Consider the following 25,139-nt stretch of genomic DNA (forward strand, 5'->3'; position numbering starts at 1 on the left):
GTGATCGCCATGACCGATACCACCAGCAAGACCAATCTGCTGGGTCTGACACAGCAGAAACTGGAAGCTTTCTTCGAGGGATTGGGAGAGAAGCGTTTTCGTGCCGGCCAGGTCATGAAATGGATGCATCACTATGGCGTGGACAACTTCGATGACATGACCAATATCGGCAAGGCTCTGCGCGAAAAGCTCAAGGCCAATGCCGAGATTCGTGGCCCCGAGGTTGTCAGCGAAGATATCTCCCGCGACGGCACACGCAAGTGGGTCGTCCGGGTTGCCTCGGGCAGTTGCGTCGAGACCGTGTACATTCCGCAAAACGGACGCGGCACCCTGTGTGTCTCCTCCCAGGCGGGTTGTGCACTGGATTGCAGCTTCTGCTCGACCGGCAAGCAGGGCTTCAACAGCGATCTGACCGTGGCCGAAATCATTGGCCAGGTGTGGATTGCCAGCAAGTCCTTCGGTTCTATTCCGGCAACCGCCGACCGTGCCGTCACCAACGTGGTGATGATGGGCATGGGTGAGCCGCTACTGAATTACGACAACGTCGTGGATGCCATGACGTTGATGATGGATGACCTGGGGTACGGTATTTCCAAGCGCAAGGTGACGCTGTCCACCTCGGGCGTGGTGCCGATGATCAACAAGCTGGCCGAGGATATGGACGTTGCCCTGGCGCTGTCGCTGCACGCGCCGAACAACGCGCTGCGCAATCAGCTGGTGCCGTTGAACAAGAAGTATCCGCTGGAAGTATTGCTGCCGGCCTGCAAGAGCTACATCGCCGGGCTTGGCGAAAAGCGTTCGCTGACCGTCGAGTACACCCTGCTTAAGGGCGTCAATGACCAGCCCGAGCACGCCGCCGAGATGATCGAGCTGCTGCGCGATATCCCGTGCAAGATCAACCTCATCCCCTTCAACCCCTTCCCGCATTCCGGTTACGAGCGACCCAGCAACAATGCCATTCGCCGTTTCCAGGACCTGTTGCACAACGCCGGTTATAACGTCACTGTGCGTACAACGCGCGGTGAAGACATCGATGCCGCCTGCGGTCAGCTGGTGGGGCAGGTGATGGACCGCACCCGACGCAGCGAGCGCTACATTGCGGTGCGCCAGCTGGCGGCCGATGCCACTGACGCGAGCGAGCGCAATCAGCGCAACGCGGGTTAAACACTCAAGCCGGAAAGGATGTTGACATGAGCAAGCCAAGCGCCGCGATCCTGCTACTCAGCCTGCTGCTGGCAGGCTGTGTCACAACGGGAGACAAGCCCCGCAAGGTTGACCCTGAGGCGGCGCGTGATGCCTACATCCAGCTGGGCATAGGCTATCTGCAAAAGGGCGAAACCGAACGTGCCAAGCAGCCGCTGAGCGAAGCCCTCAAACTTGATCCGCGCTCGGCATCGGCCAATATGGTGCTGGCGCTGGTGTTTCAGCAGGAGGGAGAGTATCCCGCTGCCGAGCAGCATTTCCGCGCTGCACTGTCGGCCGACCCTGCCAATGCCCGTATTCTCAACAACTACGGCGCCTTTCTGCTGGATCGCGAGCGTTATGCCGAGGCGCTGAGCTATTTCCAGAAGGCGGCGGAAGATACCCTGTACAGCGAGCGTTCGCGTGTGTTTGAGAATATGGGTATCACCTACATGCGCATGGGCGATGCCGCCTCGGCGCGCGAGAATCTGGAGCGCTCGCTGCGGCTGAACGGCCGCCAGCCGCGGGCATTGTTTGAACTGGCACAATTGGAGTTTGATGCTGGTGAATTTGTCCCGGCGTGGAACCATTATCGCCGCTTCGACCAGCTGTCCACTCAAAACGCCGCCAGCCTCTGGCTTGGCGTGCGTCTGGCCCGTCGATTTGAAGATCACAGCAGCGCTGTCAGCTACGGCCTGCAACTCAAACGCCTTTATCCCAACAGTCCCGAAGCGAAAGCGCTTGTGGAGTCCGAATAGTCATGAGTTCCGAGCGTCATGATGCAATGGCAGGCATGGCAGAAACTGGTTCCTTGGGTAGCCCTGGGCAAACACTGCGTGAAGCGCGTGAGGCGCGCGGCATGTCTGTTGCCGAGGTGGCGCAGGAGCTCAAGATTTCCCGCCAGGCGGTAGAGCGTCTGGAGCAGGGGCAGTATGACAGCCTGCCCGGCGATACCTTTGCGCGCGGCTACATTCGCAGTTACGCGCGTCTCATGGGGATGGATCCGGCGCGTCTGGCGCTGGCCTTCGACCGTGAGCGCGGTATCGAGGTGCGTGAGCGCAGCGTCAGCAGCATCACCCGCGTTGAGCCGCCGAGTCGCAGTGGCCGGACCTTGATGTGGTGGAGTTCGGTGCTGATTGTCGTGGCGTTGGTGTTGTCTGCACTGTGGTGGTACGAAACCAGTCAGCCGACGCTTGTTCCGCTGCCTGAACTGGACGAGCTGGACTCGCAGACCTTGTTGGACGATGTCGAGGTTGATGCGATCACCTTGCCCGAATCCATCGCGGAGCAAACCGACGGCGTACCCGCCGATCTGCTGCCCGCTGAGTCCGCGGGCACTTCGACCGAAGCTGAAGCTGAGCCGAGCGACGCGCCGGCCGCCGCAAACAATGACGCGCCGGCTCAAGCAGCCGCCTCGCAGGGCGTTGAAAACGACGCTGCCGAGGTTGCGGCAGCCGGCGCTGCGTCAACTGAAACGGCCGCTCCGGCCAGCAGCGCTGGCCTGGTGCTGAGCGTTGCTGCTGACTGCTGGGTCCAGGTGTCTGCTGCGGACGGCCGCGTACTGCACAGCGCCTTGATGCGTGAAGGGCAGACGCTTGAGTTGCCGCCCTCCGGGGCGCTCGATCTGGTTATTGGCGATCGCAGCGCGGTCACCGCGATTCGTTTCCAAGGACATTCCGTCACACTGCCGCCGCAAGGGCGTTCGGGCGTTGTCCGCATGCGCCTGGGCGAGTAGGAGGTCAGTCAGTTATGCAGCATCAGTCGCCCGTCAAACGGCGCGTTTCCCGGCAGATCAAGGTCGGTTCGGTTCTGGTTGGCGGTGATGCGCCAATCTCGGTACAGAGCATGACCAACACCGAAACCTGCGACGTCGCCGCCACCGTGGCCCAGATACGGCGCCTGGAAGAGGTGGGCGCCGATATCGTGCGGGTCTCGGTGCCGAGTATGGAGGCAGCCGAGGCTTTTGGTGAAATCCGCAAGCAGGTGGGTATTGCCCTGGTCGCGGATATTCACTTTGACTACAAGATCGCCCTGCGGGTGGCCGATCTGGGTGTCGACTGTCTGCGGATCAACCCGGGCAACATCGGCCGAGAAGATCGCGTCAAGGCGGTAGTCGATGCGGCGCGCCACAACGGCATTCCGATCCGCATTGGCGTCAACGCCGGGTCGCTGGAAAAGGATCTGCAGAAAAAGTACGGCGAGCCCACGCCGGCTGCGCTGGTCGAGTCGGCCATGCGTCACGTCGAGCATCTGGATCGATTGGACTTTCAGGACTTCAAGGTCAGCGTAAAGGCATCCGACGTGTTTATGGCCGTCGATGCGTATCGCCTGCTGGCTACACAAATCGAGCAGCCACTGCATCTGGGTATCACCGAAGCCGGTGGTCTGCGCTCTGGCACGGTGAAGTCTGCGGTCGGGCTGGGCATGCTGCTGGCCGAGGGCATTGGCGACACTATCCGGATTTCGCTGGCCGCTGACCCGGTCGAGGAGATTCGGGTCGGCTTCGATATCCTCAAGTCCCTGCGACTGCGCTCGCGTGGTATCAACTTCATCGCCTGCCCGAGCTGCTCGCGGCAGAACTTTGATGTGGTCAAGACCATGAACGAGCTTGAGACGCGGCTTGAGGATGTGCTGACCCCCATGGACGTTGCCGTGATTGGCTGCGTAGTTAACGGCCCGGGCGAAGCCAAGGAGGCCGATATCGGCCTGACCGGCGGCACCCCGAACAACCTGATCTATCAGGACGGCAAGCCGGACCAGAAGGTGGATAACCTGGAATTGGTCGACCGGCTGGAAAAAATGATTCGAGACAAGGTCGCAGCCAAGCAGGCGGCGGAAGCCAATACCATCGCCCGCGGCTAAGCGACCCAGTAACTAGGAAAGCGACTTTGAAGACCCTGCAAGCCGTGCGCGGCATGAACGACATCCTGCCCGCCGACAGCGCGCTCTGGCAGTATCTGGAGCGCACCGTAGCCGACCTGCTGGCGGGCTACGGCTACCAGCAGATCCGCCTGCCTATCGTCGAGCCGACCGAGCTGTTCAAGCGCTCGATCGGCGAGGTGACCGACATCGTCGAGAAGGAGATGTACACCTTTGACGATCGCAACGGCGACTCCCTGACCCTGCGCCCGGAAGGCACAGCCGGTTGCGTGCGCGCCATGCTGCAGCACGGTCTGCTGGGTGGCGGCGTGGGCCACAAGGTGTGGTACACCGGCCCGATGTTCCGGCACGAGCGGCCACAGAAGGGGCGCTACCGCCAGTTTCATCAGATTGGCGTGGAGACCTTCAACTTCGCCGGCCCGGATGTGGATGCCGAGCTGATCGTGCTGTCCTGGCGGCTGTGGCAACGCCTGGGCATCAGTGGCGCGGTCAAGCTGGAGCTCAACAGCCTGGGCAGTTCGGAAGACCGCGCACGCTACCGTGACGATCTGGTGGCGTATCTGCAGGCCCGCTTCGATCAGCTGGACGAAGACAGCCAGCGTCGCCTGGCCAGCAACCCGCTGCGTATCCTCGACAGCAAGAACCCGGATACTCAGGCGCTGCTGGTTGAGGCCCCCAAGCTGGCCGACTACCTGAATGATGAAGCGCGTGCGCACTTCGCCGGCTTGCGCAAGCTGCTCGACGCCGTTGGCATTCCCTATGAAATCAATCCGCGCCTGGTGCGTGGGCTGGACTACTACGGTCTGACGGTGTTCGAATGGGTCACCGATCAGCTGGGCGCCCAGGGCACTGTCTGTGCCGGTGGGCGTTACGATGGTTTGGTTGCTCAGCTCGGCGGCAAGCCCGCCCCGGCGGTTGGCTTCGCCATGGGGATGGAGCGACTGCTGCTGCTGATCGAGACCCTGGAGCAGGTGCCGGCTGAACTGGCCCGTCAGGTTGATGTCTACCTCGTCACCCTGGGGGAGGCTGCCGAACTGGCTGGCCTGCGTCTGGCCGAACAACTGCGAGACGCGCTGCCCGAGCTGCGTCTGGTGGTGCACGCCGGTGGCGGCAGCTTCAAGAGCCAGTTCAAGAAGGCCGACAAGTCCGGCGCATTGTTCGCGCTGGTGCTGGGTGAGGACGAAGTGAGCGCCGAGCAGATCGGCCTCAAGCCGCTGCGTAGCGGCGCAGAACAGGAAAACCTGAGCTGGCAGGCATTGCCGGCTCGGCTTGCAGAGATTATCTGAACGGCATGATCCGTTCCCGGTACCGCTAAGGAGCATTGCGTGGCTTACGACACAGAAGAAGAACAGGTAGAAAAACTGCGAGAGCTCTGGCAGCGCCATGGTGCGCCGCTGCTGACCGGCGTTGCTCTGGCATTGGCTGGTGTGTTTGGCTGGAATGCCTGGCAGAACTACGAAACCACCCAAGCGCAGAACGCCTCCACCCTCTATCAATCGATGATGGAAGCGGTGCTGGCGAGCGATACCGAAGCGTCCCGTGCCCGTGCTGCCGAGTTGGCCGCGCAGCTGCGCGATGAATTTGACCACACTCGTTACGCTGATTTTGCCGCGCTGATGCAGGCGCGTCTGGCCGTTGAGGCGCGGGACTTCCCGGTGGCCGAACAGAGCCTGCGTGAGCTGCTCGACAGCACAGACGATGTGGCCCTGCAGGAAATTGCTCGCCAACGGTTGGCCCGCATTCTGGCCCAGCAGGACCGCGCGGAAGAAGGACTCGAGCTGTTCAGCTCTCCGGTCAGTGGCGCCGAGTTGACCGCCAGCCGCGAAGAGGTGCGTGGTGATTTGCTGGTCAGTCTGGGCCGCAACGACGAGGCGCGCGCCGCCTATCAGGCCGCGGTAGATGCGTTGACTGACGCCTCTGCACGTCCGCAACTGCAATTGAAGCTTGATGATCTGGCGGAGGAAGCCTAGTGAAGATGTTGTCTCGTTGTCTGATCCTTGGTCTGTCCGCGGCCATTATGGTGGGGTGCAGCTCCAACAAGAAGGAGCTGCCGCCGGCCGAACTGGAGAAATTTGATGCCGAGGTCGAGCTGGACCGCATCTGGAAGCGCAACATTGGGGTTGGTCAGGGCGACCTGTACAACAACCTGACCCCCGCGCTGGACGGCCTGACGCTTTACGCTGCCGACGCCAAGGGGCGTGTGGTAGCCCTGGAGCGCGAGACCGGCAAGGAAAAGTGGGAAGTCAAACTTAAAGAGCCTCTGTCGGGCGCCGTTGGCGCGGGTGGTGGCCTGGTGCTGGTCGGTACCCTGGATGGTCAGGTGATTACCCTGGATGAAGCCGACGGCAGCGAAAAATGGCGCGCCCAGGTGTCCAGCGAGGTGCTGGCCGCTCCGCAGGCCAACGGTGATGTCGTGGTGGTGCAGACCCAGGATGACAAGCTGGTTGCGCTGGATATCAGCAACGGCGAACGCCGCTGGATCTACGAATCGACTCTGCCGGTTCTGACCGTGCGCGGCCACAGCGAGCCGCTGGTTGATGTGCGTCAGGTGTTCGCGGGGCTGGCCAGTGGCAAGGTTGTGGCGTTGTCCGCCGAGACGGGTATCCCGATGTGGGAGCAGCGTGTAGCGCAGCCCACAGGGCGTTCCGAGCTGGAGCGTATGGTCGATATCGACGGTCGCCTGCTGCTGGATGATCAGACCCTGTACGTGGTGTCCTACCAGGGCAACGTGGCCGCGCTGGATGCCCAGTCCGGTCGTCCGCTCTGGCAGCATGCTGCCTCCAGTTACACCGGTCCTGGCGCTGGCTTCGGCAGTGTCTACATCAGCGAAGCCGATGGCACCGTGCAGGCGCTGGATGCCGGCAGTGCGACCGAGCTGTGGAGCACCGAGGCACTGGCCCGGCGCCAACTCACGGCCCCGGTCGCCTTCAGCAACTTTGTTGCGGTGGGTGACTATGAAGGTTACCTGCACCTGTTGGCGCAGACCGACGGCCGTATGGCCGGGCGTGTTCGGGTAGACGGCGACGGCCTGCGTGCTGCCCCGCTCACCGTGGGTGACCTGCTGTTTGTCTATGGTAACAGTGGCGACCTGGCTGCCTACAAGCTGAAGTAAGCCGAAAAGCGGTTATACTTTCCCGGCCGTTACACAGTCAGGTGTAACGGCCGTTTTGTTTTTTCTGCACAGCAGATGTGCGCGGAGTAATCATGGTTCCTGTCATCGCCCTGGTGGGGCGGCCGAATGTCGGCAAATCCACGTTGTTCAACCGTCTGACCAAGAGTCGCGATGCCATTGTTGCCGACGTCTCCGGGTTGACCCGTGACCGCCAGTACGGTGAGGCCGTATGGCAGGGCAAGCCTTATATCGTGGTCGATACCGGTGGTATCAGTGGCGACGAGGAAGGCCTGGATCTGATGATGGCCGGGCAATCCCTGCAGGCCATCGAAGAGGCCGATGCCGTGCTGTTTCTGGTCGACGCGCGTGCTGGTCGCACCGCTGGCGATGAGCAGATTGCCGCGCACCTGCGCAAGCGCAACAAGCACACCTATCTGATTGCCAACAAGATTGATGGGGCTGACCCGGACGCCATTCTGGGCGAGTTTGCCACCCTGGGGCTGGGGCAGCCGCTGGGTATTGCTGCTGCGCACGGGCGCAATATCAACCCGATGCTGGACTCGGTGCTCAACGACGAGAGCTTGCAGGTGACCGGTGAAGAGGGGCGCGTCGTTGAGCCCATTGGCACCAAGATCGCGATTATCGGCCGTCCCAACGTGGGCAAGTCCACGCTGGTCAACCGTATGCTGGGCGAAGACCGGGTAGTGGTATTCGACCAGGCCGGTACCACCCGAGACAGTATCTATATTCCCTATGAGCGCCATGAGAAGCCCTACACGCTGATCGACACCGCCGGTGTGCGGCGTCGCGGCAAGGTGTTCGAGGCCATCGAGAAGTTTTCGGTGATCAAGACTCTGCAGGCGATCCAGGACGCCAACGTGGTGGTCTTTGTGATCGACGCGCGTGAGGGTATCGTCGAGCAGGATCTGCATCTGCTGGGCTTTGTGCTGGAAGCGGGCCGGGCGCTGGTGATTGCCGTCAACAAGTGGGACGGCATGGCGCAGGAAGAAAAGGACTTCGTGAAGACCGAGCTGGAGCGCCGGCTGATCTTTGCCCAGTTTGCCGACCTGCATTTTATCTCGGCTCTGCATGGCAGCGGCGTGGGCCTGCTGTACAAGTCGGTCGATCAGGCCTATAGCGCGGCAATGACCAAGATTCCGACCCGCCGCATGACCGAAATTCTGGAAGATGCCGTGACCGAGCACCAGCCGCCGATGGTCAACGGCCGCCGGATCAAGCTGCGTTATGCGCACCTGGGTGGCTCCAACCCGCCGATCATCGTGGTGCACGGCAACCAGGTTGACTCTGTGCCGCGCTCCTACACGCGCTATCTGGAAAATACCTTCCGCAAGGTGCTCAAGCTCAAGGGCACGCCGATTCGGGTCGAGTACAAGGGTAGTGACAACCCTTATGCCGACCGAAAGAACACGCTGACCGAGCGTCAGGTGAACAAGAAACGCCGGTTGATGAGCCACAATAAGAAGATGAAGAAAAAGGGCAGGGACAAGCGCTGATCCTGCTCACACAAAAAAGCCGGCATCATGCCGGCTTTTTTGTGTCTGCTATTCAGGCATCTATTTGCTCTTGGCACCTGCAGGGCCACGGCATGCCGTGGCTCTGCAGGTGGGGGAGGTCGTTGCGCTCGCAGGGACGCAACATGTCGCGTCCGTAAGGTGCGCGCGCTGCGTGCCCATCCCCGTGCAGTTGCACTCTTCAGGCATCCATGGTCGGGTAGTCGGTGTAGCCCTCGGCGCCGCCGCCGTACAGGGTGCGCGGGTTGACCTGATTCAACGGTGCGCCGGCCTGCAGGCGGGCCACCAGATCAGGGTTGGCAATGTAGGGGCGACCAAAGGCGGCAAATTGCGCCAGGCCGCTGTCCAGAGCCTCGGCGGCACTGTCACCGTCCAGTCCGCCGGCAAGGATAAAGTCGCCCGTGTAGACCTTGCGCAGCGCCGCCAGCAACTCGTCGAAGCCTTCGTAGCTGCCGCCGGCCCAGTCGGGCTTGTTCACGTGTACATAGGCCAGACCACGGCTGTTCAGCTCGTTCAGCAGGTAGCTGAACGTCTCCAGCGGGTTGGCGTCTTCAACACCATTAAAGGTACCGAGGGGCGAGATGCGAATGCCGACGATACCGGCGTCGCCTGCGGCTGCCACCACGGCGTCAACGACCTCCAGTACCAGGCGGGCGCGGTTTTCGACGCTGCCGCCGTAGTTGTCGCTGCGCTGGTTGCTGTTTGAGCAGAGGAACTGGTCCAGCAGGTAGCCGTTGGCAGCGTGAATTTCAACGCCGTCAAATCCGGCCTGCAGTGCGTTGCGGGTGGCTTGTGCGTAGGTTTCCACCACCTGAGGCAGCTCGGCGGTTTCCAGCGCGCGGGGGGTAGAGGCGGCTGCCTTGTGATGGCTGCCGTCCGGTTTCTGCACGTAGACGTCCGCTTTGGCGGCAATGGCAGAGGGGGCGACCGGTGCCTGACCGTTGGGCTGGATCAGGGTGTGCGAGATGCGGCCAACGTGCCACAGCTGCAGGAATATCCGGCCGCCGGCGTTGTGTACCGACTCGGTCACGGCCTTCCAGCCGTCGATCTGCTCTGCGCTGTGGATGCCGGGCGTCCAGGCATAGCCTTGCGCCTCGGGGCTGATCTGTACGCCTTCACTTATGATCAGGCCGGCGTTGGCGCGCTGGGTGTAGTACTCCACGTTCAGTGCCTGCGGCAGGTTGCCGGGCTGGGCTGCGCGCTGACGGGTCAGCGGGGCCATTACAACACGGTTGGGCAGGTCTAGGCTGCCCAGGCGGGCAGGTTGAAACAGGGTGGTGCTGGGCATGGATGTCTCCCGGATTCTGTCATCGGCGAATTGCCAATGCCGGACATTATGGGGGTGGCAATCTTTTTAACAAGTACGTACGATTTGCGCAGTCACTTACCCTGAGGTAACCATTGATGACCGAAGAGCAACTGCGTATCGCCGCGAGCAAGCGCCTGGAGCGCGACGGCAAGGTTTACGCCACACCGATCGAAGTTACGCTGGACGTCATTGGCGGCAAGTGGAAATCGGTGCTGGCCTACCACATCATTCAGGGGCCGCAGCGGTTTTCCGAGCTCAAGCGGTTGGTGCCGGGGATTACCGAGAAGATGCTGACCCAGACGCTGCGCGAGCTGGAGCGCGACGGTGTGGTCAGTCGGACGGTGTTTGCCGAGGTGCCGCCGCGGGTCGAATACCGGATCACCGAGCACGGTGCCAGCTTGCAGCCGGTACTGGCGGCGATGTGCGCCTGGGGTAGAGGTCACTGGCAGCAAGGCGCTGCCAGTTCAGAGGGCATGCGGAATTAATCAGCGCTTCCTTAAGGCTCAGGCGGCTTTTGCTTCGGCCTGACGCAGCGCGCGGTTGAGTGCGCTGAACAGGGCGCGGAAGCTGGCGGTGGTGAGGTTTTCGTCAATGCCGATGCCGTGCAGCGGACGACCGTTGTCGAGGCGAATCTCCACATAGGCGGCCGCCTTGGCATTGCTGCCCGAGCCAATCGCGTGCTCGTGGTAGTCCATAATCTCTACCTTGACCGGCAAGCCGGCGACCAGTGCTTCCAGCGGGCCTTTGCCCAGGCCGCGCCAGTGCAGGGTCTCGCCCTTGTTGAGCACTTCCACGTCGACGGCACTGGTGCCGTTCTCTTCCTGCAGACGGTGGCGGATCAGTGCATAAGGGCTGGTCGCCTGTACGTATTCCTTCTCCAGCAAGCCGTGGATCTGCGCGGCGGTCAGCTCCAGACCCAGGCGGTCGGTTTCGCCCTGTACCACCTGGCTGAACTCGATCTGCATGCGGCGCGGCAGGCTGATACCGTACTCCTGCTCCAGCAGGTAGGTGATGCCACCCTTGCCCGACTGGCTGTTGACGCGGATGACCGCCTCGTAGCTGCGACCAATGTCCGCCGGGTCAATCGGCAGGTAGGGCACTTCCCAGACGTCGTTCGGGTCCTGTTGGCTGAAGCCCTTGCGAATCGCATCCTGGTGCGAGCCGGAGAAGGCAGTGTGAACCAGATCGCCCACGTACGGGTGACGCGGGTGCACCGGCAACTGGTTGCACTCCTCGACCACCTTGCGCACGGCGTCGATATCGGAAAAGTCCAGCCCCGGGTGCAGGCCCTGGGTGTACATGTTCAATGCCACGTTGACCAGATCAACGTTGCCGGTGCGCTCGCCGTTGCCGAACAGGCAGCCCTCGACGCGATCGGCGCCGGCCATCAGACCCAGTTCGGTCGCGGCCACGCCGGTGCCACGGTCGTTGTGGGTGTGCAGGCTGACCAGCACGCTGTCGCGGCGGCTGATGTGACGGCAGAACCACTCGATCTGATCGGCGTAGATGTTCGGGGTGGACACTTCGACAGTGGCCGGCAGGTTGAGGATGACCTTGTTCTCCGGAGTCGGCTGCCAGACATCCAGCACGGCGTCACAGACCTGAACGGCAAAGTCCAGTTCGGTGGAGGTGAAGATCTCCGGTGAGTACTGGAAGGTCCACTGGGTTTCCGCCTGCTTGGCGGCCAGCTCCTTGATCAGCTTGGCGGCGTTGACGGCGATATCGGTTACGCCATGCTTGTCCTGCTTGAACACAATGCGGCGGAAGCTGGGTGCGGTCGCGTTGTAAACGTGGATGATCGCTTTCTTGGCGCCACGCACGGACTCGAAGGTGCGCTCGATCAGGTCGGCACGGGCCTGGGTCAACACCTGAATGGTGACGTCATCCGGGATGTGGCCATCTTCGATCAGGGTGCGCACAAAGTCGAAATCGGTCTGTGACGCAGACGGGAAGGCGACCTCGATCTGCTTCAGGCCCACGGCCACCAGCGTCTTGAAGAAACGCAGCTTGCGCACCGGGTCCATTGGCTCGATCAGGGACTGGTTGCCATCGCGCAGGTCGGAGCTGCACCACACCGGGACTTCGGTGATGGTGCGGCTGGGCCACTGGCGGTCAGGAATGTCGATCGGCTGGAACGCACGATACTTGCTGGACGGATCTTTGAGCATGCTCATGGTTTGGGTTTCCCTGGGCTGGTTGGCCTCTTGTGAAGGCCAAAGGCAGTAACAAATAAGGAGCTAGTTGCAGTAGAAGGTAATGGCTGTGGTTTATGCTTGCAACAAGTTGAAAAAAATTGGCAGAAATCACTTCTTGGGCGATAAATGTTGGTTTTTATTGTCTGCTCGTCGGGATTTCTGCCAGATGTTTGCGCGGCGATTTCAGGCTGGCTGTCAAGGCTCAAAGGTACCAATGAAGATGGCCGGATCAATGCGGCTGCCATTCAGGCTGACATTCCAGTGCAGATGTGGGCCGGTTGCCCGGCCGGTTGAGCCCACTTTGCCGAGCACGCCGCCACGGGGGACGTCCTGCCCCAGTTCGATATCAATGGCTGACAGGTGGCAGAACATGCTGATCAGCCCCTGGCCGTGGTCGACGAATACCGTTTTGCCGTTGAAGAAGTAATCTCCCACCAGAATCACCTTGCCTGCCGCGGGTGCCTTGATTGGTGTGCCGGTACTGGCGGCAAAGTCGAGGCCCGAATGCGGGTTGCGTTCCTCGCCATTGAAGAACCGACGTACACCAAAGGGGCTGGACTGGCGGCCCGGGACGGGGCGGTCAAACAACAGGTTGCTGGGCTGGCGCGGGCTGAACTGCGCGTAGGCGTCGGTCTGTTCTTTCAGTTCCCGCTGAATGCGTGCCAGCTGGGCTGGCGCCGGGTTGACCTGGCTCTGGTTGCGCAGGGTGATGTGCTGCTGGTCGTACTCGCGTGGATTGACGGTAAAGCTCAATTGGCTGCCGTCTTCCAGTGTGATGTGCTGCTGGCCGGTAGCGGTATCCAGGCCCAGTCCGACGATGGCGATCCAGCGTTGGCCATCTTCGCGGATGGTCAGCAGCGGTTTGCCCTGATAGGTGGCCCGTGGCGCTTCGGCCTGTTCAGGCAGGGCTACCACGGCCACCCCGCCGGGTACCGGTTTGTCGAGCAGGCGGGTGATGAAACCGTCGGCCAATGCCGGCAGGCTGAACGCCGCCAGCAGCAGGGCCGCCAGTGGGCGGCGCAGTCGATGTATGGGCATGGTTAATCCAGCAGTGACAGGGTGTGGGGTTCGTCTTTTACGACCTCTACCGCCAGCGTGCCGTCTTGCAGGCGCGCGTTCAGGCGCTGCCCGGGGCGGGTGTCGCCGGCGCTGCGCACCGCTTTGCCGTGCTGGTCCAGCAGAATGCTGTAGCCACGCCCCAGGGTGGCCAGCGGGCTCATCAGATGCAGGGCCTGTACTTGCTGTTGCAGGCGCGTGTGTTGCTGCTTGAGCTGTTGCTGCATGGCGCGCGGCAGGCGCTGATCCAGTTGCTGCCATTGTTCCTGCAGGCGCTGCAGGCGGCGCCCTGGGTGCTGGGTCGCCAGTCGGGTCTGCAGGTGTTGCAGGCGCTCGTTGCGCTGGCGCAGGCGGGTTTCCAGCGCCCGGCGCAGGCGCAGTTCCATTTCGTCCAGGCGCTGGGCCTGCTGGCTCAGGCGCTCGCCCGGGTGGCGCAGGCGGCGGCGAAGACCATCGAGTTGCAGGCGGGCGCGGCTCAGGCGCTCGGCCAGTCGTTGCTGCAAGCGGCGCTGCAGTTGTTCGACCTGGCGCAGCAGCGCCTGGCGGTCCGGGCTCAGCAGTTCTGCCGCCGCAGATGGGGTAGGGGCGCGCACGTCGGCGACAAAGTCACTGATCGAGATATCGGTTTCATGGCCCACCGCGCTGATGGTAGGGGTGCGGCAGGCGGCCAGTGCGCGGGCGACCATCTCTTCGTTGAACGGCCACAGGTCTTCCAGCGAGCCGCCACCACGGCTAAGGATGATGGCGTCAAAGCCGGCGCGGTCGGCCCGCTCCAGCGCCTGCACCAGCTGCGGCGCGGCCTCGCGGCCCTGCACGGCGGCCGGCACGATGACCAGCTCGATAAAGGGCGCGCGGCGGCCGAACACGCTGATGATGTCGCGCACTGCTGCACCGCTGGGTGAGGTGATTACACCGATGCGGGTCGGGTGTTCGGGCAGCGGCTGCTTGCGCTCGGCGGCAAACAGGCCCTCGCTCTGCAGCTTGGCCTTGAGCGCCTCAAAGGCCTGGCGTAGCGCGCCGTCACCGGCGGTCTCGACGCTGTCGACAATCAACTGATAATCGCCACGGCCCTCATACAGGCTGACCCGGCCGCGGGCGCGAATCTGCTGGCCGTCGCGCATCGCCAGGCGCACGCGGGCGGCGTGCTGGCGGAACAGGGCGCAACGAATCTGCGCGCGGTCGTCCTTCAGCGTGAAGTACATGTGGCCGGAGCTGGGCCGCGACAGGTTGGACAGCTCGCCCTCGACCCAGATACGCGGAAAGACATCTTCCAGCAGTTGTCTGGCGCGGGCATTCAATTGGCTGACGCTGAGTACGTCTGGCTCGGCGGTGAGCTTCTGAAACAGGTGGTCGTCGTTCATGGGCGCATTCTAACAGGCTGCTGACAATCTACCCGCATTGTCGCTGCCGCGTTAACCATGCGCATTTGTTTTATGACAATTGCGTCTGCTTGCCGGTTTTTTGCCTTGTAAAGACGCCTGCGTCTGCGCGCTCAGCCGCTTGCCAGAGCCTCCGGCGCGCCTGCCGCCACGCCTTGCGTATTCTGGCATTTAGAGTGCTCAAGCCAATTGAGTGCAACCGGGCTGACAGGTATAATGGCGCGCTTCCATTTTTCCCGCTCGGGAGCCTGCTATGCTGCGTATTCGCCAAGAAGCACTTACCTTTGATGACGTTCTCCTGGTGCCCGGATACTCCGAGGTTCTGCCCAAGGACGTGAGTCTCAAGACCCGTCTGACCCGTCGTATCGAACTGAACATCCCGCTGCTGTCCGCTGCCATGGACACCGTCACCGAAGCCCGTCTGGCGATTGCCATGGCGCAGGAAGGTGGCATGGGCATCATCCACAAGAACATGACCGTCGAGCAGCAGGCCGCCGAAGTACGCAAGGTCAAGAAATTCGAGTCTGGCGTGGTGCGCGACCCGATCACCATCGATGCCAGCGCCACGGTTGCCGACCTGATCGAGCTGACCAGCCAGAACAACATCTCCGGTGTGCCGGTGCTGTCCAATGGCGATCTGGTCGGTATTGTCACCGCCCGTGACATCCGCTTCGAAACCCGCATGAACGCGCTGATCAGCGAGGTCATGACGCCGAAAGAGAAGCTGGTCACGGTCAAGGAGGGGGTTGCAGCCACCGAAGTACGCCAGCTGCTGCACATCCACCGCATTGAAAAAGTCCTGATCGTTGACGATGCCTTCCGCCTGCAGGGCATGATGACCGTCAAGGACATCGAAAAGGCCCGCGCCTACCCGAATGCGGCCAAAGACGACCAAGGCCGCCTGCTGGTTGGCGCAGCGGTCGGCACCGGCCCCGAGACGCCTGCCCGGGTTGAAGCGCTGGCTGCTGCCGGCGTTGACGTGATCATCGTGGATACCGCGCACGGCCACTCCAAGGGCGTGATCGATCGCGTCAGCTGGGTCAAGCAGACCTTCCCGCATATCCAGGTCATCGGCGGAAACATCGCCACCGGTGCCGCCGCCAAGGCACTGGCCGAGGCCGGCGCTGATGCGGTCAAGGTCGGTATCGGCCCCGGCTCCATCTGCACCACCCGTATCGTTGCCGGTGTTGGCGTACCGCAAATCTCTGCCATCGCTGATGTGGCTGCTGCGCTGGAAGGCACCGGCGTACCGCTGATCGCGGACGGCGGCATCCGCTTCTCCGGTGACCTGGCCAAGGCCATCGCCGCTGGCGCATCCGTTGTGATGATGGGCTCCATGTTTGCCGGTACTGAAGAAGCACCGGGCGAGGTCGAGCTGTTCCAGGGCCGTTCCTACAAGGCTTACCGTGGCATGGGCTCGCTGGGAGCCATGGCCAACTCCGGCGGCGGCTCGGCTGACCGCTACTTCCAGGATTCCAGCGCTGGCGCCGAGAAACTGGTACCGGAAGGGATCGAAGGCCGCGTGCCGTATAAGGGCGCACTGGCTGCGATCATCCATCAACTGATGGGTGGTCTGCGTGCCTCCATGGGTTACACCGGCTCCAGCTCCATCGATGAGATGCGCACCCAGCCCGAGTTTGTTCGCATTACCGGCGCCGGCATGAGTGAATCGCACGTCCATGACGTACAGATCACCAAGGAAGCGCCGAACTATCGGGTAGGTTGAGCGCAGCTCAACCCGCCAGCGGCAAGCTGAAAGCCTCAAGCTGCAAGCAGTACGGCCTGTACTTGTAGCTTGCGGCTTGGCGCTTGTAGCTTACTTTTTCTGAGGAAATTCCATGTCCCTGCAAGATATCCATGCGCACCGCATCCTGATTCTGGACTTCGGTTCCCAGTACACCCAGTTGATCGCCCGCCGGGTCCGTGAGATTGGCGTTTACTGCGAGATCCATCCCTGGGACATGAGCGCCGAGGACATCAACGCCTTCGCGCCGCGCGGCATCATCCTGGCCGGTGGCCCGGAGTCGGTACACGCGGCTGACAGCCCGCGTGCGCCGCAGGCGGTATTTGATCTGAACGTACCGCTTTTCGGTATCTGCTATGGCATGCAGACCATGGCCGACCAGCTGGGCGGCAAGGTGGAAGGCTCCAATCTGCGCGAGTTTGGTTATGCCCGTGTGGATGTGGTCGGCAAGGCCCGCCTGCTCGACGGTATCGAAGACCACGTCGACGCCGATGGTGTGCTGGCGCTGGATGTCTGGATGAGCCACGGCGACAAGGTCAGTGCCATCCCGGATGGTTTTCACGTACTGGCCAGCACTCCAAGCTGCCCGATTGCGGCCATGGCGGACGATGAGCGCGGCTACTACGGCGTGCAGTTCCACCCGGAAGTCACCCACACCAAACAGGGCGGTCGTATCCTCTCGCGCTTCGTGCTGGATATCTGTGGCTGTGAAGCGCTGTGGACGCCGGCCAACATCGTGGAAGATGCCATCGCTACCGTCCGCGCTCAGGTAGGGGACTCCAAGGTGCTGCTGGGTCTGTCTGGCGGCGTTGATTCCTCGGTGGTTGCCGCGCTGCTGCACAAGGCGATTGGTGATCAACTGACCTGCGTCTTTGTCGACAACGGTCTGCTGCGCCACCAGGAAGGCGATCAGGTCATGGCCATGTTTGCCGAAAACATGGGCGTCAAGGTCATCCGTGTTGATGCCGAAGACCTGTTCCTCGGCCGTCTGGCCGGCGTGTCCGACCCGGAAGAGAAGCGTAAGGTGATTGGTCGCACCTTTATCGAGGTGTTCGATACTGAAGCAACCAAGCTCAAGGATGTGAAATTCCTCGCCCAGGGCACCATCTACCCTGACGTGATCGAGTCGGCCGGTGCCAAGACCGGCAAGGCCCACGTGATCAAGTCGCACCACAACGTCGGCGGCCTGCCGGACGATATGGCCTTTGAACTGGTCGAGCCGCTGCGCGAACTGTTCAAGGATGAAGTCCGCAAGATCGGTCTGGAACTGGGCCTGCCCTACGACATGGTCTACCGTCACCCCTTCCCCGGCCCGGGGCTGGGTGTGCGCATCCTCGGTGAAGTGAAGAAGGAATACGCCGACCTGCTGCGTCTGGCGGATCACATCTTCATTCAGGAGCTGCATAACTTCGACTGGTACCACAAGACCAGCCAGGCGTTCGTGGTGTTCCAGCCGGTCAAGTCGGTCGGTGTGGTCGGTGATGGCCGTCGCTACGCCTGGGTGGTTGCCCTGCGTGCGGTCGAAACCATCGACTTCATGACCGCCCGTTGGGCGCATCTGCCGTACGAGCTGCTGGAGAAGGTCTCCAACCGCATCATTAACGAAATCGACGGCATCTCACGCGTCACCTACGACGTCTCGAGCAAGCCGCCGGCGACGATTGAGTGGGAGTGATCCTTACTCGTTGGTCGCAGTGAAAAAAGCCCGCTTTGTGCGGGCTTTTTTGTTTGCGGTTGCAGGCGTGCTTACTGCCCCTTGCCCATCGCCCACTCGGGCTTGAACTGATAAAGCCAGGTTTCGGTCAGCGGTTTGCCGTCCAATTCCATGTACATGCGCAGGTCGGCGGTCTGATCGGGTTCCAGCTCCAGGTCGAAGCTGGCGCGCCAGACGTTGCCGTTGGGTACCGGACGGGCGAAGGTACGGCTGACGATGCCGGCGCTGGTGCTGACCTTGACCTCGGGAAAGACGCCGTAAGGAATCTGCTGCATGACCTCAGGGCGATCAAATTCGACCGTGAAGTTATAGACGTTGTCGGGACGCTCGTGGCCGGGCTGGCCGCCGCGGCCGATGCGGGTGGCGATGGTCTGGGCGATGTTGGTGGCCGGTACCGGGCTCAGATCCTGCCAGTGCAGGCGGTAGTGCAGGTCATATTCGCTGCCCTTGCTGGCCTTGCCGTCCGGGACCCAGAAGGCGCCGATGTTGTCGTGGATTTCATCGTCGGTGGGGATTTCCAGCAATTGCACGCTGCCCTTGCCGAGCGGTTTGAGCGGCTCCACCCAGACGCTGGGGCGGCGGTCGTAGAAAACGCCGTCCTGGTAATGGTCGAAGTTGCGGTCGCGCTGCATCAGGCCAAAGCCCTTGGGGTTTTCATCGGCAAAGGCGGATACGCGGGTGGCGTCGGGGTTGTTCAGCGGCCGCCAGATGCGCTCGCCGGAACCCGTCCACAGCGCGAGTCCGTCGGAATCGTGTACCTCCGGGCGCCAGTCCTTGAGACGCTCTGCGCCGTATTCGCCAAACCAGAACATGGAGGTCAGCGGCAGCAGGCCAAGCCGATCAACGTCTTCGCGCAGGAAAATCCGCGCCTCAACGTCCATGACCACAGGCGCGCTGCGGTCCAGGCCGCGGGTCATCTTGAAGCGGTAGGCGCCGGTTACGCTGGGCCCATTGAGCAGGGCGTGGACGGTCACCGGGGTGTCGGGCGTGGCGTCGGCTTGCTGCTCGATATAGAACTCGGTGAAGTCCGGAAACTCTTCCGGCTGGCCGGCGACCGCTGGGTCAATCGCGATACCGCGGGCTGACTGGCCGTACTGCCCATCGGCGCCGATGGAGCGGAAGTAGGAGGCGCCCTGAAAGGCCACCCAGTCCTGTTTTACCCAGTCCTCAGCCGTGTGCCACTCCTGCAGACGAAAGCCGGCGAAGCCGGCATCGGCAGGCAGGTCACGGGCGGGGTTGTCCGCCGGCATGTTGAAGAAGTCGGCCGAGTAGGGGATCTCGACGGCTTCGCCCTGATCGACCATAAACATGTGTACGCCCTTGGGCGCGTACTTGCCCAGCGGGAAGAACACCAGCGGGTAGCCCTCGCTCGCCTCGGTGTCAGGCTGGCCGGAGAAGGGCGCACGCTGGGTGTCGAAGACGAGCTCGCCGTGCCGTGCGTAGTCAATCTGTTGGACGACCTCGGGGGCGGGCAGCGCGGGCGCCTGGTAGGGGGTGCTGGCCATGCTGCGTGCCCGCTCCACCAGCGCATCAAAGCTGAATGGGCGTACATCACTGGCGGCAAGGGCGAAGGAGGGCAGTAGCATGGCGCCGGCAAGGGCGGCAGCGCCTTGCAGCAGGGGTCGTCTGTTCATGGTTGTGGCTGATCTCCGCACGGCGTTGGGGCTGCTGATCCCGCCGGAATGTCCCTTCGGCTGGATCTGCTTGTGGCCGTTTAGAGCCGTTGTACTGCGTGGTGGTTCCGATTGGGGGAAAACGCCAGGCGAGTTTGTGGCCCTGTTGGCAGAACCTGGAGGGTGCGCGCCAGAGCGCTCGGTGTCAGCTCGCCGTGGTCTTGGCCGGCCCGCTTGCGTTGGCTTTTCTGTCCTGCGCCGGTGACAGGCCGAACAGCCGGCGGTACTCGCGACTGAATTGCGAGGTGCTTTCATAGCCCACGGCAAAGGCGATAGCGCTGATGGCGGTGCCCCGTCCGAGCAACTGGCTGCGCGCATCAATCAAGCGCAGTTGCTTCTGAAACTGCAGCGGTGTCAGGGAAGTCTGGGCGCGGAAGTGCTGGTGAAAGGCTGACCGACTCATGCCCGCGGTGGCAGCCAGGGCGCTGACCGACAGCGGCGTGCGGTAATCGTTGCGCAGCAGGCGCACGGCGCGGGCGATGCGCAGGGCATGGCCATCGGTTTGTGCCAGCTCGCGCAGCGACGGGCCCTCGGCGCCAAGCAGCAGCCAGTGGTGGATTTCGCGCAGCAGGCCGGCTTGTAGTGCGGCCAATGAGGCGGGCTGATCGAGCAGGGTGATCAGTCTGCGCAGGGCATCGAGCAACGGCGGGCGGGTATCCTGCGGCGAGTCGCCAGGGGCGCTGTCGTGCAGCTCAATCAGCTCGCCCAACAGGCCGACATTCAGATCCAGGGCGATGGAGAGATAGGGCTCGGCGGCACTGGCTTTGGCGATGCGGGTCAGTGTGGGCGTGTTGCGGGCGACCAGCATGATATCGCCGGCATCGTAGCGCGCGGTGCGCTGGTCGATTTTGACCTCTTTGCTGCCCTCCAGCACCACGCAGAGCAACGGCTGGACGATTGCATGATCGACCGCCGCCGGCGTGGTTCTGCGTAGCAGGATCAAGCCCGGTACTGGCGTAGTGATCAGTGGGCCGCGTTTGGCGTGCCTCTGGCAGTAGTGACGGGCGGTGTCGAGCAGTGAGCGGTACATGCGGTGATTGTGCGCCGCGGCCGTGCTCAGGGTAAAGCCGTCTGGATTATCAGGCATGTTTGTCGGTGCTTTGGGCATCTGCTGCACGTGCCCATGGCTAGAGTGGAAGCTCCACGACAGGAGGTGACCCATGACTGACAAACAGACACGCGACGCGTCGGTACCCGGACCGCTTGCACCACCACCGCCGATCGAGTCGCCCCACGTTGGCGTCCGACAGATCGGTGAGCAGGGCGAGGAAGGGCGCAAGGCCTTTTACATTCATATCGAGGCCAGGCCCGGGCGGGAGGAGGAGGTGCTGCAGATGCTGCGCGATATTCGCGCCTGCGTTGAAGACGAACCGGGCACCGGGCCCTGGTTTGCGGTGCGCTATTCCGAGCGGGTATTCGGCATCTTCGAGGCGTTTCCCGATATCGCTGGCAGGCAGGCTCATGTCGAGGGCGGCGGTGGTGATATTTTCAGGGACCGGGCGCGGATGAACGCCATTTTGGCCGACGCCGCCCGGGTGCATCGGCTGGATGTATTGATGAGCAAGGATGCGTTCTCGCATCTGCAAGTCTGAGATCCCGCGTCTTACCCGACCCTGCTGGCGCTCTGGAACGGCGCTGGCAGGAATATCCGCGCTGATCCTTGGCTATGTCTATAATCTGCTGCGAAGTGGCGACGGCTCCGGGGCCGGCTGCCTGTGGAGCGGGCTGCAAGGATCAGGGTGCGGGGTGATATGGGGTTGGTGAGATTAGCCTGGATTTTTCTGGCCTGCGCGTTGCTGGTGCAGCCGGCGCAGGCGCGCCCGTCGGGAGCTGCGCTGGCCGAGTGTCGTGACGAATCCGAGCTGCTGGCTGCGCTGGAGCAAGGCATTGAGCAGCTTAACGGCCGCCGTGCGGTGTTTGATTCGATCTACAACGATGCGTTTCCGGCCAGCATGTCGCTCGACGAGGTGTTGCAGGGTGCGCAGAACGGCGGGCGCCAGGCCTGGCCCGATACCATCGACTGTTCGGCGCTGGCCGAGCAGTACCAGTCGGCGTTAGCCGACTATCGGCACGCACAATCACGCCTGCAGCGTCAGCAGGCCAGCTGGGCTGCGTTGCCCGACAGCATGCGCGATGCGCTGGTGCTGGTGTGGCAGTCACGTCAGCGCTTGCTGATTCATGGTGAGGTGCTGCAACAGCAGCTGTCGGCGGATGAATCGCCGGCGCAGTCGAGCGCCGAGCAGGCGTTGTTGCAGGCCGCCATCAACCGTAGCCAGGGGCAACTGAGTGATCTGCGGCGAGAGCTGTTCGCCATTTTGCCGGCGTTGCAACGAGAGCCTACGGCGGTGCGGCTGGGCGACTTGCTGCAGCTCTGGCGCAATGCCTATGCGCTGAACCCCGCGAACGATCTGCCGCGTCAGCAACTGCTGGATGCCCTGCCTGCCGAGGTGGCGGAGTCCGCCCGCGAGTACTTCCGGCTGGCGCGTCTGGATGCGCTGGTACAGCGCAATGCGTTGAACGACGTGCGGGCGTGGATGTGGAGTCGTTATCCGCTGCTGTTCGAGCAGTTGCCGCCACAGGCTCGTGATGGCTTGCTGCTGGATGAGGCGCGTGCCTTCCACACACGTTTGAACTGGTTGTTTGCCGATACCCGCGCGAGTTACCGGGCGGGCAAGGACGGTGAAGCTGGCACGCCGGGCTGGCTCAAGATTGTCGAATACCTGTTTGGTGTGCTGCTGTTGTGTCTGCTGGTCCTGCTGGCGCGACGATCCCGTGCGCCGGCCGCTACCGTGCAGGGCCGTTTTGCGCGCTGGGCTCGCGGCCGCAGGCTGGCTGAACCGCTGAGCCGGATTACCGCATCTGTGCCCCGTCTGCTGCCCTGGTTGCTGGGGTTGGTGGGTATTGGCCTGCTTCATATGCTGTTTACGCATTGGCGGCTGCCGCTGCTGACCACCTTCTTGCCGCTGGCGCGCTTGTACATTCTCTACGGCTTGATCTCGCTGGCAGGGGAGTGGCTGTTGCAGCGCACCGCGCAGCAAGCCGGCAGCTTTCTCAATGAAGAACAGCTGGCCCAGGCGCAGCGTCAGGCGCGGCTGGCGGCGGCAGTCGCCGTGGTGCCGCTGCTGGTGCAGGACTTTATTGCCCTGGGTGTCGGGCCGTCACGGTTGCTGGATATCTGCGGGTGGCTGTCGGTGCTGGGTGTTTTGCTGGCACTGGGACTGTTGCTGCGCAGTCGCCGTGAGGACTTTATCGAGGCGCTCAAGTCGTTCCTGCCGAGTCGCGGTGATCGGTTGATCGAGCAGTTGCTCGGCAAGCGTCTGTTTTTGCTGGTCGCGCCCATTGCCGCGCCGCCGCTGTTGCTGGCGCTGCTGGCCAACTTCATGCACAAGGCGTTGTTTGCCTACGATTGGTATCGTCGCCTGTTCGCCCGCAGCTTTCGGTTGCGGGTCGCCGCTGTCGAGGGCGAACCAGCGCCGGATGTTGCCGCCCAGGACAGCGTCGGGTTGGCAAGTTACCGCGTCTGGTTTCTGGAGAACGACCCGGCCAAGGTGCCGTTTATTGATTCGGGCCTGTATGCCCAGGTGCGCAAGAGTCTGGACCCCTGGCTGGACGACCGCACGCAGGACAACGCGTTGCTGCTGACCGGCCCCAACGGGGCGGGCAAGAGCACCATTGTGCCGCGGCTGCAGAAGGAGCTGGCCGAGCAGCAACCGGACATTCAGGTGTTGCGGCTGGTGGTCGAAGACAAGGTCACCACCGCCGAGGCGTTGTTGGCGCTGCTGGGCTCGGCGCTGGGCATCGACCTGGCCGCCGGGCCGTCGACGCTGGTGCGTGAAGACGCCGCGCGACAGCCCACCCTGGTGGTGATCGACGATGCGCAGAACCTGTTCCTGCGTCAGGTCGGTGGGCTGGCTGGCTGGGAAGCGCTACTCGGGCTGGTCAATGCGCGGGTCGAGAACCTGTTCTGGCTGGTGCTGATCGACAATCACGCCTGGGCCTATTTGAGCAACGTGTATGGGCGTGATTACCAGTTCCGCAGTATCAAGGTGGCGCGCCGCTGGTCGCAGAACGACATCCGTTCGCTGGTGTTGTCGCGTAACCACCTCAGCGGGTGTCGCATCCGTTACGACAACATTCTGCTGGCCACCCGAGGGCCGGAGGCCGGCAGCATCCGCAACGCCGAGCAGCTGTATTTCAGTCTGCTGTGGGATGCCTGCCAGGGCAACCCGGCGATTGCCCTGCGCCTGTGGCTGCGCTCGATCCGGATGGAAGGCAATACCGTGGTGGTCGGTTTGCCGGATGAGGTGGTCGGCAGCGGTCTTGAGGCGCTGGATCGTGATCTGCATTTTGTCTATGCGGCCATCAGCATCCACGAGAACATGAGCAGCGACGAGCTGGTATCGGCTACCGCGCTACCGGAGCGCGTGGTTCGCCGGGCGCTGAAAACCGGGCAGGACATGGGCTTTCTTGAGCGCGGGGAGAATCGCCGCTACCGCATCGTCGCGCTCTGGTATCCGATCGTGACGCGGCTGCTGGCACGGAAGAATCTGCTACATGAATAACGAACTCGCCTCTCAGTTGACGACCTTCGTCAACATGTTCGACACCGGCACCCTGGCGCTGCTGCTGGTCAGCCTGCTGGTGCTGTGGCTGATCAACTGGTGCATCCGCAACCTGACCACTCGGCTGATGACACGCTTTCCGGCGCGCCGTTTCACCATCATGCAGCTGGGCACGCTACTGAGCTTTACCTTGTACATCGTCGGTGGCACCGCGCTGGTGGTCGGTGTGCTGAAGCCGCCGCAGGAGTTTCTGCTGGCCATCGGCGGTTCGGCGGCGGTGGCGATGGGCTTTGCCCTGAAGGATATTGCCGCGTCGCTGGTATCCGGCCTGATCCTGCTGTTTGATCGGCCGTTTCATGTGGGCGACCGGGTCAGCTTTGATGGGGTGTACGGCGAGATCATCGCCATCACCCTGCGTACGGTGCGGCTGCAGACGCTGGACGACAATATTGTCACCATTCCCAATTCCCGCTTCATTACCGACGTCGTGGCCTCGGGCAACCTTGGCGCCATGGACATGATGGTGGTGACCGACTTTCACCTGGCGCTGGATGCCGACATTCAGCAAGCCGAAGACATCGCTCGCCAAGTGATTGTCACCAGCCGCTATGCCTACCTGAAAAAGCCGGTGACCTTTGCCATCGAAGAGGTGCAGATCGCCGAGCGCCTGGCGATCCGCCTGCGGGCCAAGGCCTACGTGCTGGATGTGACCTACGAAAAGCCCTTCCAGAGCGACATCACGGTGCGTACCTCGGCGCTGTTTCGTGAGCGCGGCGTGCTGCGCCCGGGGCAGTGATCAGG

The 25,139-nt window shown here is 62.7% G+C and carries 20 protein-coding genes; 14 read left to right on the forward strand and 6 right to left on the reverse strand.

What is annotated here, in order from left to right:
• Window positions 1–9 precede the first annotated feature (9 nt).
• From rlmN to der, 8 genes are all read left to right on the forward strand, one after another.
• Window positions 10–1,164 (forward strand): dual-specificity RNA methyltransferase RlmN, encoded by a 1,155-nt coding sequence (gene rlmN, locus ASB58_RS01550; RefSeq protein ID WP_096004040.1) that lies wholly within the window; start codon window positions 10–12, stop codon window positions 1,162–1,164.
• 26 nt (window positions 1,165–1,190) lie between these two features.
• A complete protein-coding gene (pilW, locus tag ASB58_RS01555; RefSeq protein ID WP_096003948.1) occupies window positions 1,191–1,940 on the forward strand; it encodes a type IV pilus biogenesis/stability protein PilW in 750 nt (249 codons plus the stop codon).
• Between the two features lie 2 nt (window positions 1,941–1,942).
• Window positions 1,943–2,917 (forward strand): helix-turn-helix domain-containing protein, encoded by a 975-nt coding sequence (locus ASB58_RS01560; RefSeq protein ID WP_118129116.1) that lies wholly within the window; start codon window positions 1,943–1,945, stop codon window positions 2,915–2,917.
• Between the two features lie 14 nt (window positions 2,918–2,931).
• The gene (ispG, locus tag ASB58_RS01565) at window positions 2,932–4,044 is read left to right on the forward strand and encodes a flavodoxin-dependent (E)-4-hydroxy-3-methylbut-2-enyl-diphosphate synthase (protein WP_096003950.1); all 1,113 of its coding nucleotides are present in this window, start codon (window positions 2,932–2,934) and stop codon (window positions 4,042–4,044) included.
• A gap of 26 nt (window positions 4,045–4,070) precedes the next feature.
• Complete coding sequence (hisS, locus tag ASB58_RS01570) at window positions 4,071–5,348, forward strand: histidine--tRNA ligase (protein WP_268877905.1); 1,278 nt, start codon at window positions 4,071–4,073, stop codon at window positions 5,346–5,348.
• Between the two features lie 39 nt (window positions 5,349–5,387).
• Complete coding sequence (locus ASB58_RS01575; RefSeq protein ID WP_096003951.1) at window positions 5,388–6,032, forward strand: YfgM family protein; 645 nt, start codon at window positions 5,388–5,390, stop codon at window positions 6,030–6,032.
• A 5-nt stretch (window positions 6,033–6,037) separates the two neighbouring features.
• A complete protein-coding gene (gene bamB / locus ASB58_RS01580; protein WP_118129967.1) occupies window positions 6,038–7,174 on the forward strand; it encodes an outer membrane protein assembly factor BamB in 1,137 nt (378 codons plus the stop codon).
• A 92-nt stretch (window positions 7,175–7,266) separates the two neighbouring features.
• On the forward strand, window positions 7,267–8,688 hold the full coding sequence (gene der, locus ASB58_RS01585) for a ribosome biogenesis GTPase Der (protein ID WP_118129117.1): 1,422 nt from the start codon (window positions 7,267–7,269) through the stop codon (window positions 8,686–8,688).
• Between the two features lie 199 nt (window positions 8,689–8,887).
• Here the strand turns inward: der and ASB58_RS01590 are convergent, their stop codons facing one another.
• Window positions 8,888–9,994: an alkene reductase gene (locus tag ASB58_RS01590; RefSeq protein WP_118129118.1), complete on the reverse strand. Its 1,107-nt coding sequence runs from the start codon at window positions 9,992–9,994 to the stop codon at window positions 8,888–8,890.
• Between the two features lie 116 nt (window positions 9,995–10,110).
• On the opposite strand from ASB58_RS01590, the gene ASB58_RS01595 reads away from it, so the two are divergent.
• Window positions 10,111–10,500 (forward strand): winged helix-turn-helix transcriptional regulator, encoded by a 390-nt coding sequence (locus ASB58_RS01595; RefSeq protein WP_096003954.1) that lies wholly within the window; start codon window positions 10,111–10,113, stop codon window positions 10,498–10,500.
• A gap of 18 nt (window positions 10,501–10,518) precedes the next feature.
• Here ASB58_RS01595 and leuA read toward each other — a convergent pair whose 3' ends face one another.
• The 3 genes from leuA to xseA form a co-directional block, all read right to left on the reverse strand.
• Entirely contained in the window at window positions 10,519–12,189 is a 1,671-nt protein-coding gene (leuA, locus tag ASB58_RS01600) for a 2-isopropylmalate synthase (RefSeq protein WP_118129119.1), read from the reverse strand.
• Between the two features lie 216 nt (window positions 12,190–12,405).
• The gene (locus ASB58_RS01605) at window positions 12,406–13,248 is read right to left on the reverse strand and encodes a M23 family metallopeptidase (RefSeq protein WP_118129120.1); all 843 of its coding nucleotides are present in this window, start codon (window positions 13,246–13,248) and stop codon (window positions 12,406–12,408) included.
• Between the two features lie 2 nt (window positions 13,249–13,250).
• Entirely contained in the window at window positions 13,251–14,627 is a 1,377-nt protein-coding gene (gene xseA / locus ASB58_RS01610) for an exodeoxyribonuclease VII large subunit (RefSeq protein ID WP_118129121.1), read from the reverse strand.
• Window positions 14,628–14,898: 271 nt separating this feature from the next.
• On the opposite strand from xseA, the gene guaB reads away from it, so the two are divergent.
• Window positions 14,899–16,371 carry an IMP dehydrogenase gene (gene guaB, locus ASB58_RS01615; protein ID WP_096003958.1) on the forward strand — a complete coding sequence of 491 codons (1,473 nt, stop codon included), beginning with the start codon at window positions 14,899–14,901 and terminating at the stop codon, window positions 16,369–16,371.
• Window positions 16,372–16,483: 112 nt separating this feature from the next.
• Window positions 16,484–18,064, forward strand: coding sequence for a glutamine-hydrolyzing GMP synthase (guaA, locus tag ASB58_RS01620; protein ID WP_118129122.1), 1,581 nt, complete (start codon window positions 16,484–16,486; stop codon window positions 18,062–18,064).
• A 71-nt stretch (window positions 18,065–18,135) separates the two neighbouring features.
• On the opposite strand, the gene ASB58_RS01625 is transcribed toward guaA, so the two are convergent.
• Both ASB58_RS01625 and ASB58_RS01630 read right to left on the reverse strand, forming a co-directional pair.
• Window positions 18,136–19,689, reverse strand: a complete 1,554-nt coding sequence (locus ASB58_RS01625; protein WP_202974606.1) for an OpgD/OpgG family glucan biosynthesis protein — start codon at window positions 19,687–19,689, stop codon at window positions 18,136–18,138.
• 232 nt (window positions 19,690–19,921) lie between these two features.
• Window positions 19,922–20,863: an AraC family transcriptional regulator gene (locus ASB58_RS01630; protein ID WP_235827154.1), complete on the reverse strand. Its 942-nt coding sequence runs from the start codon at window positions 20,861–20,863 to the stop codon at window positions 19,922–19,924.
• 73 nt (window positions 20,864–20,936) lie between these two features.
• Here ASB58_RS01630 and ASB58_RS01635 point away from each other — a divergent pair, with 73 nt between their 5' ends.
• The 3 genes from ASB58_RS01635 (at window position 20,937) to ASB58_RS01645 (ending at window position 25,134) form a co-directional block, all read left to right on the forward strand.
• Window positions 20,937–21,368 (forward strand): putative quinol monooxygenase, encoded by a 432-nt coding sequence (locus ASB58_RS01635; RefSeq protein ID WP_202974576.1) that lies wholly within the window; start codon window positions 20,937–20,939, stop codon window positions 21,366–21,368.
• A gap of 159 nt (window positions 21,369–21,527) precedes the next feature.
• A complete protein-coding gene (locus ASB58_RS01640) occupies window positions 21,528–24,338 on the forward strand; it encodes an AAA family ATPase (RefSeq protein WP_118129124.1) in 2,811 nt (936 codons plus the stop codon).
• Entirely contained in the window at window positions 24,331–25,134 is an 804-nt protein-coding gene (locus tag ASB58_RS01645) for a mechanosensitive ion channel family protein (RefSeq protein WP_118129125.1), read from the forward strand. The genes ASB58_RS01640 and ASB58_RS01645 overlap by 8 nt, the downstream gene beginning before the upstream one ends.
• Window positions 25,135–25,139 lie beyond the last annotated feature (5 nt).

The organism is Pseudomonas abyssi (assembly GCF_003444685.1).
GTDB classification, from domain to species: domain Bacteria; phylum Pseudomonadota; class Gammaproteobacteria; order Pseudomonadales; family Pseudomonadaceae; genus Halopseudomonas; species Halopseudomonas abyssi.

Coding starts and splice junctions, on each gene's coding strand:
- rlmN (WP_096004040.1), top strand. CDS start 10: ATGACCGATACCACCAGCAAGACCAATCTGCTGGGTCTGACACAGCAG.
- pilW (WP_096003948.1), top strand. CDS start 1,191: ATGAGCAAGCCAAGCGCCGCGATCCTGCTACTCAGCCTGCTGCTGGCA.
- ASB58_RS01560 (WP_118129116.1), top strand. CDS start 1,943: ATGAGTTCCGAGCGTCATGATGCAATGGCAGGCATGGCAGAAACTGGT.
- ispG (WP_096003950.1), top strand. CDS start 2,932: ATGCAGCATCAGTCGCCCGTCAAACGGCGCGTTTCCCGGCAGATCAAG.
- bamB (WP_118129967.1), top strand. CDS start 6,038: ATGTTGTCTCGTTGTCTGATCCTTGGTCTGTCCGCGGCCATTATGGTG.
- der (WP_118129117.1), top strand. CDS start 7,267: ATGGTTCCTGTCATCGCCCTGGTGGGGCGGCCGAATGTCGGCAAATCC.
- ASB58_RS01590 (WP_118129118.1), bottom strand. CDS start 9,994: ATGCCCAGCACCACCCTGTTTCAACCTGCCCGCCTGGGCAGCCTAGAC.
- ASB58_RS01595 (WP_096003954.1), top strand. CDS start 10,111: ATGACCGAAGAGCAACTGCGTATCGCCGCGAGCAAGCGCCTGGAGCGC.
- leuA (WP_118129119.1), bottom strand. CDS start 12,189: ATGAGCATGCTCAAAGATCCGTCCAGCAAGTATCGTGCGTTCCAGCCG.
- ASB58_RS01605 (WP_118129120.1), bottom strand. CDS start 13,248: ATGCCCATACATCGACTGCGCCGCCCACTGGCGGCCCTGCTGCTGGCG.
- xseA (WP_118129121.1), bottom strand. CDS start 14,627: ATGAACGACGACCACCTGTTTCAGAAGCTCACCGCCGAGCCAGACGTA.
- guaB (WP_096003958.1), top strand. CDS start 14,899: ATGCTGCGTATTCGCCAAGAAGCACTTACCTTTGATGACGTTCTCCTG.
- guaA (WP_118129122.1), top strand. CDS start 16,484: ATGTCCCTGCAAGATATCCATGCGCACCGCATCCTGATTCTGGACTTC.
- ASB58_RS01625 (WP_202974606.1), bottom strand. CDS start 19,689: ATGCTACTGCCCTCCTTCGCCCTTGCCGCCAGTGATGTACGCCCATTC.
- ASB58_RS01630 (WP_235827154.1), bottom strand. CDS start 20,863: ATGCCTGATAATCCAGACGGCTTTACCCTGAGCACGGCCGCGGCGCAC.
- ASB58_RS01635 (WP_202974576.1), top strand. CDS start 20,937: ATGACTGACAAACAGACACGCGACGCGTCGGTACCCGGACCGCTTGCA.
- ASB58_RS01640 (WP_118129124.1), top strand. CDS start 21,528: ATGGGGTTGGTGAGATTAGCCTGGATTTTTCTGGCCTGCGCGTTGCTG.
- ASB58_RS01645 (WP_118129125.1), top strand. CDS start 24,331: ATGAATAACGAACTCGCCTCTCAGTTGACGACCTTCGTCAACATGTTC.